Origin of the sequence: Streptomyces argenteolus (genome assembly GCF_042902585.1) — a bacterium.
Classification (GTDB): domain Bacteria; phylum Actinomycetota; class Actinomycetes; order Streptomycetales; family Streptomycetaceae; genus Streptomyces; species Streptomyces argenteolus.
Genome location: NZ_JBIBEG010000001.1, coordinates 462,615 through 475,639 on the forward strand (window position 1 = coordinate 462,615; position 13,025 = coordinate 475,639).

Sequence of the window (13,025 nt, forward strand, 5' to 3'; positions counted from 1 at the left end):
GTCTGAGATTGATCGCGGCTGCCTCTGCCATGTTGGGCCACCCCGGCAGGTGGAGCCGGGGGGAGGACTCGAACCTCCACCGTCACCGCGTCTTCAGGCTGAACGTTCAGTTTCAGCTTGCGCTCGTCACACGGGGCGGACCTCAATTCCGCCTCGTGCAGGGTGCGCAGCCCCCACGGCATTGGCGCGGGGGCGTTCTTGGGGTGCCGCCTGGCGCGTCCGGCGTCAGCCGAACAGGTAGCCGAACACCGCGTCGCCGACCCGCCGGTCGGTGACCTCGGCGCCGTTCGCCTCCTCGCGGGCGAACTTCACCGCGTGCTGGAGCTTCTCGACCCGCTCCATCAGCTCGTTCACCCGGCGCGCCGGAAGCGCTCCGGAGAACTTCACGGTCGTCCAGTACCCGATCGGGACGTCCTCGTAGTACACATCGACCTGGGCCGGGTGCTTGTCCGTCGCCTCCGCCTTGACGTGGTTGCGCGGCACCTTCTTCGTGCGGATCGTGCGGACCGGGTCCGTCTTCCACCAGTCCGTCGACGGGTCGAGCGACCAGGACTCGGAGGCGTCCAGGACCGGGAGCTTCTTCACGAAGGTGTGCAGGTCGGTGAGCTGCTTCTCCAGGAACAGCAGGTAGCTGACCGGGACCTCGGCGACGATCGTGCGTCCGTCGACGGTCACGTCTGCGCGGGCCGTGCAGTTCGCCCAGTCCTTCGTCGCGGTCACGTCGAACAGGCGGGTCAGCGACGCGGACATCTCACGCAGCGCCTCCTCGGCCTTGACCTGCACCCGGGCGGACTCGGGCGGCAGCTGCTCGCCCTCCTCGTCCTTCGGCTGGTACGTACGCGAGATGCCGGCCAGCAGCGCCGTCTTCTGCACCTTGTGGTGGGCCGCGGTGATGTCCTGGAGCGACTTGCTCTTGACACCCTTCTCCACGGCGATGATCTGGTTGAGCTTGGTCACTTCGCCCCCTTCGAGTGACAGGAACGTACCGCACGCGACCTCGATCGTCCGTACGGTTTTTCAGCGGGGTCCGGACTACGGAGCCGGGTACGTCACCCGGCCGCGTCCGTCGACCCGGGGCTCCGCACCCCAGGCACCCAGTTCGTGAACGCGGGTCTCGAAGGAGCCGGAGCCGGAGCCCAGGATGTGCCGGACCGTCCAGCCGCGGGCGGTGAGGGTGTTGGCGATCAGCAGGCGATGGCAGCGCCACGGCATCGGCTCGCCGCACATGACGGCGACACGGCCGTGCTCCGCGAGCGAGGTCAGGCGGGTGATGCCCTGCTCGTAGGCCGGGAGGAGGGTGTAGTCGGCGTAGTTCCTGAAGCTGGGGTTGTGCCAGCCCGCGTTGACGGCGGGGTCCACGTCCTGCTTGCGCCGCCGGCCGCCGAGCTCGTCCAGGTAGGCGTAGTCGATCCCCGCCCGCTCCAGCCACTCGGGCATCACGTCACGCGAGAACTGCGGGCTCCGGCGCGAACCGGGGTGCGCCCGGACGTCCGCCAGGGCATCGACGCGCTGGGCGTCGAGCAGGCCGATGAACGTCTCCTCCGGGCACGTCCAGTGGCCGACCGTCCAGATCTCACGCACCACGTCATGATGCCCTCCGCCGCGCCCTGGGGCCGCTCGCGACACCCAGGCGTCCCCCGCGCCGGTCAGCCCGCGTTGCGGGCCATCCGGAAACCGAGGTCGTCGATCGCGAACGTGGGGTGGCTGCGACGGCGCACCGTGGCGCCGCAGCCGCGCTCAGCCTCGGCCCAGCCGCCGCCGCGGAAGGTGCGGTAGGCGCCGTAGACCTCCTCGTCGTAGAGGTCCCAGCACCACTCCCAGACGTTGCCCAGCATGTCGTACAGGCCCCAGGCGTTCGGAGACCTGCCGCCGACGTCGTGGAGCCTGCCGTCCGCGTTGTCCTCGTACCAGGCGATGCTGTCGAGTTCGCCGTAGCGGTAGCCGGTGGTACCCGCCTTGCACGCGTACTGCCACTCCGCCTCCGTGGGCAGGCGGTAGCCGTCGGCGGCGAGGTCGCGCACGACCTCGCCGCTCCGTGCGTCGCGGGAGTAGACCGGGGCCAGGCCGACACGGGCCGAGAAGCGGTTGCAGAGGTCGACGGCGTCGAGCCAGCTGACGTTCGTCACCGGCAGGGCGTGGGACACCGAGAGGTCGGGGGCCGTGTCCGTGAGAGCCCAGTACTGCCCGAGCGTGACGGGGAGGCGGGCCAGCAGGAACGGCTGGACGGCCTCCTGCCACCGTGTCCCGCGGCGGTCGTCGCGGAGATCGACGGTGCCGGCCGGGATCCGGACCATGCCTGCTGCCGTCTCGTCGTCGAGCAGGCTCACGCGGCGCCCTCCTTCACCGAGGGCCGAAGTGCCCTCGTGCACAGGCTACTTCGACCGGCGGACGACCGCCGGTGAACCGGCTCCCGCGACGGGACCGCCTCAGCCGAGCCTGCGGACGGGCTCTCCGTCGAGGTAGGCGCGGATGTCCTCGACCGCGTGGCCGTAGTACGCGGCGTAGTTGGCCTGTGACACATACCCCAGGTGCGGTGTGGCCAGCAGGCGCGGGGCGCCGCGCATCGGGTGGCCAGCCGGGAGGGGCTCGACGTCGAACACGTCGACTCCGGCCCCGGCGATGGCTCCCCGCCGCAGGACGTCGAGCAGCGCGTCCTGGTCGACGATCGCCGCCCGCGACGTGTTGACCAGGTAGCTGCCGGGCCGCATCAGACCGAGCTCCTTCGCGCCCAGCAGCCCCCGGGTGCGCTCGCCGAGGACCAGGTGCACGGAGACGAAGTCGCTGGTCTCCAGCAGCTCCTCCTTGGAGGCGGCGAGTCCCACCCCGGCCGCTTCGGCCCGCTCCTGGGTGAGGTGGTGACTCCAGGCCACCACGTCCATCCCGAAGGCGAGGCCGACCGCGGCGACCCTGGTGCCGATCCTGCCGAGGCCGAGGAGGCCGAGCCTGCGCCCGTGCAGGTCGGCGCCGACGGTGGACTGCCAGGGGCCGCCGTCCCGCAGGGCGTTGGCCTCGGTCACGATCCCCCGCGCCAGGCCGAGCAGCAGGGCCCAGGTGAGCTCGACGGGCGGTGTGGCCGTGCTGGCGGTCCCGCAGACGGTGACGCCGTGGCGTCGGGCGGCGGCGTGGTCGATGGACGTGTTGCGCATGCCGGACGCGACGAGCAGCCGCAGGCGCGGCAGCCGCTCGATCAGGGTCGCCGGGAAGGGCACCCGTTCCCGGAGCGTGACGACGATGTCGAACTCGGCCAGCCGCGTGGCGAGTTCGTCCTCGCTCGCACAGTGGTCCGCGAAACACACGACGTCGACCTCACCGGTGACGGGCGACCAGTCGGCGGCGGTGGACGCCACGGACTGGTAGTCGTCGAGCACGGCACAGCGGAGCTTCATGTGTCTTCCCCTTCGGCGGCGCGGCAAGGCTCCGCGGCGGCCCGTCCTTCGCCGGCCGTCCTTCGCCGGCTCAGCCTCCAGCGACACAGCTTCCGGCGGCCGGCTCCGGCGGCCCGGGCAGGCCTGCGGCAGCACCCGGGAATCTACCGGCTCCGGCCCGCCCTCACGCGTCCAGCCAGGCCTCCCCGTTGCGCGCCACGTCGTAGACCCGCTCCACCTGGGTGGGGGTGAGCACGCCGGTCAGCGGGGCGAGAGCGGACACCTGCCGCTCGCGGCAGACCCGGATGCCCGGCGGGGTCGCGACCACCTCGAGCGCGGTGACGCCGGTGAACACCAGGACGGACTGGACGGGCACCTCGAAGACGCAGTGCGCCCCCAGGACGGCCCGGGCCCACCGGGTGCCGGGGACGGCGTCCAGCACGTACGGCTGCGGGGTCCCCTCGTCGATCCGCACGGTGCCGTCGCCGATCCGTACCGATGCGCCGGGGCGGTGCTCGGTGCCCACCGCGAACACTCCACCGGGCCCCATGAGCAGATGCCCGATCTCCGTACCGTCCGGCAGGGGCACGGAGTGCAGGACCCGCCAGCCGTGCCGGGTCAGCCGTTTGAGCTCGGCCCCGACGCGCCGCTCCCCCGCGAGGGCGCTCCGGCGCGGGTCCGGGTCCTTGTGCCGTCGCAGCGCTCCGGTGGCCGCCCGGACGAGCGCCCCGGTGCCGGACTCGCCGAGCTGCTTGCGCAGTGCGGCGCCCGGCCGGCGCGCCGCGAGGTCGTTCGCCGGTGTGAGCGCGGGCAGGACGGGCCCGCGCGGGGAGCCTTCCCGGCGCGGCACGGACAGCGGCGGCCGGACCCGCTCCTCCCCGGCCGAGGGCGCCACCCCCGCAGCGCCCTCGCCGGGCTGTCCGGGCGCCTCCGCCCCCGCGCCCCCGGCCGGCCGGCCAGGCGCCGCCACCGCGGTGCCGTCCTCCACAGGCTGCCCGGTCTCTCCGGGTTCCGGCCTCCGTACGGGCATCGACTCCGCCGCGGGCGGCGGTTTCTGCGCGGGCACGCCGTTCACCGCGACGCCCCGTTTACGCAGTCCCCGCACCGGAGGGATTCTCGGGACCTGCGGCGGCGTGCGGGGTGCCGGCGGCCCCGCCGGGCCCTCCTCGCCGACGAGCGCCGGCAGGTCCGGGACCTGCCGCGCGAGCGCGTCGGTCACGGCGTCGCGGTACCGCGGGTGCAGCACCGTGATCGTGCCGCTGCCCCGGTCCGCCCATCCGATCGCGGTGCCGTCCGGCAGGTTCACATACAGCCGGTCGTGCCCGAAGAGCTGCCATGACGTGACCTTGAGATCCTGCATCGTGCCCCCTCTGTTCACAGCTCCGGCGTCCGTCTCCGCCAGCCTCTACGGCGATCCGGCGGCCGCACAGGGCGCAGAACGGGCGCGCGGGATCGGGGGCCCGGCGTTCCGGAGCAGTCCGGGCCCCGTGTGCCCCCGGAGCGGACTGCTCCGGCGCCCCCGTCAGACCAGGGGGAGCCCCGGCGCCGGATAGGCGTCCATCATCGTCCTGACCTCGTCACGGACCGCGGAAACGGTCGCTTCGTCACCTGTACGAGCGGCATCGACCACCAGACCGATCCACTCCGCCACCGCCGCCATCTCGGACGCGGGGATGCCCCGGGAGGTGAGCGCGGGGGTGCCGATACGGATGCCGGACGGGTCGAACGGCTTGCGCGGGTCGTAGGGGACGGTGTTGTAGTTGACGACGATCCCGGCGCGGTCGAGGGCCTTGGCCGCGATCTTCCCGGACACGCCCTTGCCGGTGAGGTCGGCCAGCAGCAGGTGGTTGTCCGTGCCGCCGGAGACGAGGTCGAAGCCCCGGGCCGCCAGCTCCTCCCCCAGTACCCGGGCGTTGGCGACGACCTGGTGCGCGTACGCGGCGAACCCGTCCCCTGCCGCCTCCTTCAGCGCCACGGCGATGGCTGCGGTGGTCTGGTTGTGCGGCCCGCCCTGGAGCCCGGGGAACACGGCCCGGTCGACGGCCCTGGCGTGCTCCGCCCGGGTCAGCAGCATCGCCCCGCGCGGCCCGCGCAGGGTCTTGTGGGTGGTGGTGGACACCACGTCGGCGTACGGGGCGGGCGAGGGGTGCGCGCCTCCCGCGATCAGCCCCGCGATGTGGGCGATGTCGGCCACCAAGACCGCGTCCACCTCACGGGCGATCTCGGCGAAGCCGGCGAAGTCGATCACGCGGGGCACCGCGGTCCCTCCGCAGAAGATCACCTTGGGGCGCTCGGCACGCGCCAGGTCGCGCACCTCGTCCAGGTCGATGCGCCCGGTGTCGCGGCGCACCCCGTAGCGCACGCCCCGGAACCACGTGCCCGTGGCGGAGACGTCCCAGCCGTGCGTCAGGTGCCCGCCCATCGGCAGCGACATGCCGAGGACGGTGTCACCGGGTTCCAGGAACGCCAGGTAGGCGGCGAGGTTGGCCGGGGAGCCCGAATACGGCTGCACGTTGGCGTGGTCCATGCGGAACAGCGCCTTGGCCCGCTCCACGGCGAGTGTCTCTACCTGGTCGATGACCTGCTGGCCCTCGTAGTAGCGCTTCCCGGGGTAGCCCTCGGAGTACTTGTTCTGCAGGACGGTGCCGGACGCCTCCAGCACGGCGGCGGAGACGTAGTTCTCGCTGGGGATCAGGCGCAGGGTGTCCGCCTGGAGCCGCTCCTCGGCGTCCACCAGTGCGGCGAGTTCGGGATCTGCGGCTGTCAGGGCGGGGCGGCGGGCATCGGACGGCTGTACGGCCACGGGGTTCCTCCCGGGTCGGTCGCACGGGGCGACGTGGACCCGGACAGCCCAGGCGGACGGCCCTCCGGCGATGACGCCCCGGGCGTGCCCGGAGTGTGCCGCTCCCTCGTGGTCGGTTCCACGGAGCACCCGAAGGGTGCGCGCCAGTCGCGGCACCGGGCACTCTACTGCGCGCGGGGCCGATCCGGCAGCGCGCCCCGTCCGGCCCGTACGCCCTCGGAGCGGACCTTTCGCGCCATTTCCTCCGGACGCCCCCGAGGGTGCGTGAACGGGTACGGAACTGGGCAGTTTCCCCGGGACCTGACGAGGTTCGGCGGTGGGGGGCCGTGATGGAGTCACGTGATCAGCCGGGTGCGCCCGGAACCGGACCGGGGTTCGGGACGGAGCCGGGGACGGAGCGCCCTCCCGGGGCCGCGTGGGGCGGATTCCGGCCGCCGCCACCGCCCGCGGGGCCGTCGGCCGGCCCGCCTCCGCAGGGGGCAGCACCGCGCGCCCTCGCCGCTGGACTGCTCGGCCTCTCGGGCCTGGGCCTCGGCCACCTCCTGGTGCGGCGCCCGCGCCGGGCCGCGGTGAGCTGGGCGGCGACCGGGATCTTCCTGCTGGTCGCCCTGCCCGCCGATCCCGACGGGGTGCCCGGCGCACTCGTGGCCGCCTATCTCCTGGTGCTCGTCCTGGCGGGTGCCGACGCGGCCCGCATCGCGCTGCGCACGGACACCGGACGGCCGCCCCGGCCGCTGATCGCGGCGGTCCTGGGGCTGCTGCTGCTCGCGGTCCCGGTCGGTGGCGCCTTCGCCTACGGCTCCGCCCGGGACGAGGCCGTGGAGCAGGAGCTGCTGGACCGTCTGGAGAAGGGCGACGTTCTGGTCGCGAAGGCGGCGAAGAGCCCGTTCGCCCTGTCCCGGCCCGACTACCACCGCGCGCTCACCCTCTACCGGGAGCTGGGCGAGAGGCATCAGGGCTCGCGGGCCGCCGCCCTCGTGCCCGCACGGCTCCAGGCCTACTACGACACGGTCGCCGCGCCGTACCGCGCGAAGGAGCACTGCGAGGCGGTCGCTCCCCTGACCTATCTGCGGACGGTGCCCGAGAGCGTGGACGGGAAGCTGCTCGGCGATCTCGCGGGCTGGCCCGACACCCCGCTCGCGGAGTCGCTGTACGCCTGCGGCGTCTCCCGCCTCGGTGGTACGGGGACGAGTTCGGGCGGCGAGGAGCTGGGCGCCCTGCTGCGTACGTTCCCCGACTCCGCGCAGGCCGGACAGGTCGGCCCGGCGATCAGCGCGACGATACGCAAGCAGGTCGCGGGCCTGAGGAGCGGGGACCCCTGCACGGTGACCGAGCAGCTGCGCGGCACGCGCACCCTGGTCGCCGCGCTCCCCGGAACCTCCCTGTCCGCGCTGGAGCCGCAGGCCGAGGCCGGAGTGCGCGACGGGGTGTACGCCTGCGGCGTGGACGAGTTCACGCACGAGCGGTTCGCCGAGGCCCGGCAGACCCTGGGCGATTTCGCGGACACCTACAAGGACGACGGCCGCAGGCAGCAGGCCCGGAACATCGCCATAGCGGCCGAGATAGCCGAGGACCGCCCGGCGGCCGGAAAGCGACTGCCCAGGAGCGGCAGGCCCGGGGGCGCCCGCATGGAGCTGGTCATCAGCAACGACGCGCCCTCCGGAGTCGAGGTGCTCTACACGGGCCCGGTCACGGGCAAGGTGAAGCTGAAGGGCTGCGGCGGCTGCGCGCGGTACTCCAGCGAGGCCGCCGGCTCGGCGAAGTCCTGCCGGGCGAACGGCAGGTCGTACCCGAAGGTACGGCTGAGCCTCCCGGCGGGCGACTACCACTTCCTGTACAAGCGCGGCTCGGACGAGGAGGCGGCCGTGGACAACTACACCTCGGGCACCAGCGTCAAGCCCGGTTACTCGTACACGAGTTGTACGTACGTCGTCGAGCAGGACAAGTACGGCCTGGACCTGCCCCTGCTGCCGGACCCGCTGGAACCCGCGACCGCCCGCCGGTGAGCGGCCCGCCTCGGCCGGTGCGGTGACGCGTCAGGCGGAGGCGCGTCAGGCGGAGGCGCGCTTGCGCGTGCCCCCGCCGGACGTCTTCGCCGCCGTCGTCTTCGTGGCCTGTGCCTTCTTCGCGGGGGCCTTCCCCGTCGCGGCCTTCTTCTCGGCGGTCTTCTTCGCCGGGGTCTTCTTCGCGGCGGTCTGCTTCGTGCCGGTCTTCCCCGCGGCGGACTTCTTCGCGGGGGCCCTGCCCGCGCTCGCCTCACCCTCCGCCGCCCCGTCAGCCGAGGTCTTCTTCGCGGGCGCCTTCCTCGCGGCCGTCTTCTTCGCGGCCGTCCTCCCCCCTGCGGACTTCCCGCTCTCCCCCCGTTTCGCCGGGGCCCGCCCGGAGGGACCGGTCTTCTTCGCACCGCCGCGGCCGGAGCCGATGGGGTGGACGTCCGCCACCCCTCCCTCGCGCCCGCCGTCCTGCCCGTGGGACTCCTGCGCGGCCCGCACGCTGCTCTCCAGCGCGGCCATCAGGTCGATGACCTTGCCCTCGGGCTCCTCGCCCTCCGTCTGCGCGACGGGTTCGCCCGCCGCCTTCGCCGCGACGAGTTCCTCGACCGCCTCGCGGTAGTCGTCGTGGAGCGTGTCCATGTCGGCGTCACCGAGGGTGTTCATCAGCGCGTCGGCCAGGTCGAGTTCGGCGTCACGGACCTTGACGCCCGCGTCGGGGGCCACGCCTTCCGGGGCGCGGATCTCGTCCGGCCACAGCAGGCCGTGCATGGCGATCACGTCGTCGACCACCCGCAGCATGCCGAGCCGTTCCCGCCCCCGCAGGGCGTACTTCGCGACGGCCACCTTCCCGCTGCGCCTCAAGGCCTCCCGCAGCAGGGCGTACGGCTTGGCGGCCGGGACGCCGTTGGCCGAGAGGTAGTACGCCGAGTCCAGCTGGAGGGGATCGATGGCCGACGGGGGCACGAAGCCCTCGATCTCGATCGTCTTGGCGGTGGGGAGCGGGAGCGAGGCGAGGTCCTCGTCGGTCACCGGGATCACCGTGCCGTCGGCGTCCTCGTACGCCTTGACGGTCTCCGAGGCGGGGACCGCCTCCTCGTCCAGCTCGCAGACCTTGTGGTACCGGATCCGGCCACCGTCGGCGAGGTGGATCTGCCGGAAGGAGATCGAGTGGTTCTCGGTGGCGTTCATGAGCTTGACCGGGATGCTGACCAGTCCGAACGAGATGGAGCCGTTCCAGATGGACCTCACCGTTCACCCCTTACGCCCGCTACGCCCTCATCGATACGATTTCATGTGATTCTTATCGTATGACGCCGATCACAGAGGTGGAGGGGCGGCGCCTGGCGCTCAGCAACCTCGACAAGGTGCTCTATCCGGCCTCCGGGACCACCAAGGGCGAGGTGCTGCACTACTACGCGGCCACGGCGGCGGACGCGATGCTGCCCCATCTGCGCGACCGCCCGCTGTCCTTCCTGCGCTATCCGGACGGCCCGGAGGGGCTGCGCTTCTTCACGAAGAATCCGCCGCCCGGTACGCCCGAGTGGGTGCGTACGGCCCCGGTGCCGCGCAGCGACGACCCGGGCGCCCGGCAGGTGCTCGCGCAGGACCTCCCCTCGCTGATGTGGGCGGCGAACCTGGTGGTGGAGTTCCACACCCATCAGTGGCGGCAGGACTCCCCCGCCGTGGCCGACCGCATGGTGTTCGACCTGGACCCCGGACCGCCCGCGAGCGCCGTCGAGTGCCGCGTGGTCGCCCTGTGGCTGCGGGAGCGGCTGGCGGCGGACGGGCTTGCGGCCTACGGGAAGACCTCCGGTTCCAAGGGGCTGCACCTGCTGGTCCCGCTGGTGCCCACGCCCTCCGAGGAGGTGACGGCGTACGCCAAGGAGCTGGCCGTGGAGGCGCAGGGCGCGCTGCCCGACCTGGCGGTGCACCGGATGACGCGCGCCCTGCGGCCCGGGAAGGTCTTCGTGGATTTCAGCCAGAACGCCGCGGCGAAGACGACCGCGGCCCCGTACACCTTGCGCGCGAAGGGCCGCCCCACCGTGTCGGCGCCCGTCACCTGGGACGAGATCGAGGCGTGCGAGGCCCCGGAGGAGCTGGTCTTCCTCGCGGGCGACATGGCCGCGCGGCTGGACCGGCACGGGGATCTCCTCGCTCCGCTGAACGATCCCGTGCAGGCGAGGCCTCTTCCCTGACGCTGAGCCGACGGGACGCGCACAGCCTGTTCACAGCCGTCGGGGCGCCGTGAGGAAAGGCCGCAAGTGGCGGGTGGATTGTCCTGGCGGTGGTGCACACTCTGCGCAGGCGCTGCTTCGCGGACGCGGTTTCCCGCCGCTTCCGGGACGCGGAGGCAAGACACGGGGAGGGTGTGGCGTGTTCAGGGGGATCGACGAGGTCGACTGGGCCTCGATGAAGCATGCCTACGGCCCGGCGGACGACGTGCCGGGGCTCCTGTACGGACTCGCCTCCGCCGATCCGGCGGAGCGGGAGAGCGCGCTCGACGGGATGTACGGAGCGGTGCACCACCAGGGCTACGTGTACGCGTGCACGCTCGCCTGCATCCCGTTCCTCTTCGAACTGGCCGTGGACCCCGGCATAAGGGACCGCGGCGGCATCGTCGAGCTGCTGACCAGCATCGGCGGGATCGATCTGGACGAGGACGAGGAGGACGGGCTCGACGAGCTGGACGAGGACGAGATGGAGGGCATAGCCAACTACGCCATGGCCGCGGCGGCGGTGTCCGCCGGCTCTGCGGTGTTCTTCGAGCTCGTCGCCGACGAGGACCCGTGCGTGCGGCTCGCCGCCCCCCTGGCCCTGGCCACGCTGCACGAGCGGCCGGACAGGGTGCTCGCGCTGCTGCGGGAGCGGCTGCCGGTGGAGCCGGACGACGAGGTGCGGCTCGCGCTCGTCGAGGCGGCGGGCCGGATCGCGCTGCGCCACCGGCGGCTGGGCGGACAGGCGGCGGACTGGCTGAGCCGGCTGGCCGCCGAGGCGTACGCGCCGGGACTGCGGCTCGCGGCACTCGCCCAGCTGGCCCGGTGCGCCCCGGACGCGCTGCCCGGTGACGTCGTCCGGCTCGTGTCCGGCCTGCTGCGGGAGCTGCGCTCGGGCCCGGTCCGGGCGGAACCGGCCGCCGGGAAACCTCCGGCCGGTGAGGGGGACGGGCCGGCGGACCGTGCCACCACACCGACCCTGGTGGGACAGCTGCGGGAGCTGACCGCCGGGGAGTCCGCGGGCCGCAGCGCCCCCTGGGCCGCCGACCTGCTGCGGACGCTGCACAGCGGGCTGGGCGACCGGGTGGACGACCGGACGGCGCTGCTGATGGACCAGCTGCGCAGTCCGGACCCCTGGCAGCGCGTCGACGCCGTGCGGATGAGCGGTGGACTGATCCGGACCTGGCGCGGTTCGTACGAGGGTCTGGTGCGGCTGGTCGGGGTCCAGCTCGGTGATCCGGAGCCGCGGCTGGCCGACGCCGCCTCGCACGTGCTGGAGGAGCTGTTCGGCCTGGCGGCGCCTGCCGCCGACGCCCTGGCCGCGCGCGTGGCGGCCGACCCCTCGGCGTGGGTGAAGGAGTGGGCCAGCGGCCCGCCGGGGCTGGGTTCGGCGGTGAAGGCGCTGGCGGGGCTGGGGGACGCCCGGGCGCTGCCCGCGCTGGCGGCGGCCCTGGAGCGGCCGGAGGTGCCGCACGACGCGGGGTTCGCGATCCGGTGCCTCGGTGACGCGGCGGCCCCGCTCGCCGGGGTGCTGCGGCGCAGGCTCGGGGAGGTCGGCCTGGACGAGGGCGCGTACGACCGGGCGAGCCCGCTGCTCACGGGGCTGACGGCGCTGCGGGCGGGCGAGGCCGCACCGGAGGTGCTGCGGGTGCTGCGGGGGGCGCCCGAGTACCGGGGCGAGTGGCTGCGGACGGCGGCGGTGCGGGCCCTGGCGTCGTTCGGGCCCGCAGCCCACTGTGCCGTTCCGGAGCTGCGGCGGCTGATGGCCCGGCCCGGGACGGGGGCGGCGACGGAGGCGGCCGAGGCGCTGTGGGCCGTCACCGGCGACGCCGACGCGGTGCTGCCGGTGCTGACCGAGGGGCTGCGGGCGGAGAGGGCGCACGACTGCCTGGCGGCGGCGAGCGCCCTGGGCGCGCTGGGGCCGCTCGCCTCGGCCGCGGAACCGGGGCTGCGGGCCCTGCTGTCGCACGAGGAGCTGTGGCTCGGGGTCGAGGCGGCGATCGCCCTGTGGGAGGTCTCGGGGCGGACCGCCGACGTGGTGCCCGTGCTCCTGTCGGCGTGGGAGAGGAACCGTCACGTCAGGGTCCGGGTCGCGGAATGCCTGGCGCAGATGGGCCCCGGCGGTGCAGGCTCGGACGCGACACGGGTGCTGCGCGCCGAGCTCCTCTCCGTACGCCGTCACAACGCGATGGACGGCGGGTACGGCAGTCACGACACTTATAGGGACGAGAAGCTGCTGGCGCTCTGCCGGCGGGCGCTTCCGGGAGAAGCGGGGAAAGGAACCACATCATGATCATCTTCGGTACGCGGGGCTATCTGTACCAGCTGGCGGTCCTCACGATGGTGTGCGGCTGGTGCGGCAATCCGGCGGCGCACACCCTGCGCAAGAGGGTCACCAAGTTCACGCTGTTCTTCGTGCCGCTGTTCCCGTTCTCGACGAAGTACGTGACGCAGTGCACCTTCTGCGGCGGGGAGCGGCAGATACCCAAGGAGCAGGCCGACCAGCTGCTGGCGCAGGCCCAGGGCGGCCAGGACGGCAATCCGTACGGCGCCGCGCCGCAGCAGCCCGGCTACGCGCCGCCCGGCGGCCAGAACCCCTACCAGAGCTGAGCCGTCGCGGGAACGCCCACCGAGGAGTGCCACGAAGCTG

Annotated in this window: 11 protein-coding genes; 4 read left to right on the forward strand and 7 right to left on the reverse strand. The window is 73.4% G+C overall.

Annotated features, from left to right (window positions below; genetic code table 11):
* Nucleotides 1-225: 225 nt before the first annotated feature.
* The 6 genes from ACFY8O_RS02015 to ACFY8O_RS02040 form a co-directional block, all read right to left on the reverse strand.
* A complete protein-coding gene (locus ACFY8O_RS02015) occupies nt 226-957 on the reverse strand; it encodes a DUF7873 family protein (protein WP_387897922.1) in 732 nt (243 codons plus the stop codon).
* A gap of 75 nt (nt 958-1,032) precedes the next feature.
* Nucleotides 1,033-1,581 carry a DUF488 domain-containing protein gene (locus ACFY8O_RS02020; RefSeq protein WP_387897925.1) on the reverse strand — a complete coding sequence of 183 codons (549 nt, stop codon included), beginning with the start codon at nt 1,579-1,581 and terminating at the stop codon, nt 1,033-1,035.
* A gap of 65 nt (nt 1,582-1,646) precedes the next feature.
* Entirely contained in the window at nt 1,647-2,327 is a 681-nt protein-coding gene (locus ACFY8O_RS02025; protein WP_387897928.1) for a formylglycine-generating enzyme family protein, read from the reverse strand.
* A gap of 99 nt (nt 2,328-2,426) precedes the next feature.
* Nucleotides 2,427-3,386 carry a D-2-hydroxyacid dehydrogenase family protein gene (locus ACFY8O_RS02030; RefSeq protein WP_145803189.1) on the reverse strand — a complete coding sequence of 320 codons (960 nt, stop codon included), beginning with the start codon at nt 3,384-3,386 and terminating at the stop codon, nt 2,427-2,429.
* A 163-nt stretch (nt 3,387-3,549) separates the two neighbouring features.
* Entirely contained in the window at nt 3,550-4,725 is a 1,176-nt protein-coding gene (locus ACFY8O_RS02035) for a nuclease-related domain-containing protein (RefSeq protein ID WP_387897931.1), read from the reverse strand.
* Nucleotides 4,726-4,887: 162 nt separating this feature from the next.
* Nucleotides 4,888-6,168, reverse strand: coding sequence for a serine hydroxymethyltransferase (locus ACFY8O_RS02040; RefSeq protein ID WP_145803193.1), 1,281 nt, complete (start codon nt 6,166-6,168; stop codon nt 4,888-4,890).
* A gap of 329 nt (nt 6,169-6,497) precedes the next feature.
* Here ACFY8O_RS02040 and ACFY8O_RS02045 point away from each other — a divergent pair, with 329 nt between their 5' ends.
* Nucleotides 6,498-8,174: a hypothetical protein gene (locus ACFY8O_RS02045; RefSeq protein ID WP_387897935.1), complete on the forward strand. Its 1,677-nt coding sequence runs from the start codon at nt 6,498-6,500 to the stop codon at nt 8,172-8,174.
* A gap of 45 nt (nt 8,175-8,219) precedes the next feature.
* On the opposite strand, the gene ku is transcribed toward ACFY8O_RS02045, so the two are convergent.
* A complete protein-coding gene (gene ku, locus ACFY8O_RS02050) occupies nt 8,220-9,410 on the reverse strand; it encodes a non-homologous end joining protein Ku (RefSeq protein WP_387897938.1) in 1,191 nt (396 codons plus the stop codon).
* Nucleotides 9,411-9,469: 59 nt separating this feature from the next.
* Between ku and ligD the strand changes: the two genes are divergently transcribed.
* From ligD to ACFY8O_RS02065, 3 genes are all read left to right on the forward strand, one after another.
* Nucleotides 9,470-10,357: a non-homologous end-joining DNA ligase gene (gene ligD, locus ACFY8O_RS02055; RefSeq protein ID WP_387897941.1), complete on the forward strand. Its 888-nt coding sequence runs from the start codon at nt 9,470-9,472 to the stop codon at nt 10,355-10,357.
* A 178-nt stretch (nt 10,358-10,535) separates the two neighbouring features.
* On the forward strand, nt 10,536-12,668 hold the full coding sequence (locus ACFY8O_RS02060) for a PBS lyase (protein ID WP_387897944.1): 2,133 nt from the start codon (nt 10,536-10,538) through the stop codon (nt 12,666-12,668).
* Nucleotides 12,665-12,985 carry a zinc-ribbon domain-containing protein gene (locus ACFY8O_RS02065; RefSeq protein WP_145803200.1) on the forward strand — a complete coding sequence of 107 codons (321 nt, stop codon included), beginning with the start codon at nt 12,665-12,667 and terminating at the stop codon, nt 12,983-12,985. Before ACFY8O_RS02060 ends, ACFY8O_RS02065 begins: the two co-directional genes overlap by 4 nt.
* Nucleotides 12,986-13,025 lie beyond the last annotated feature (40 nt).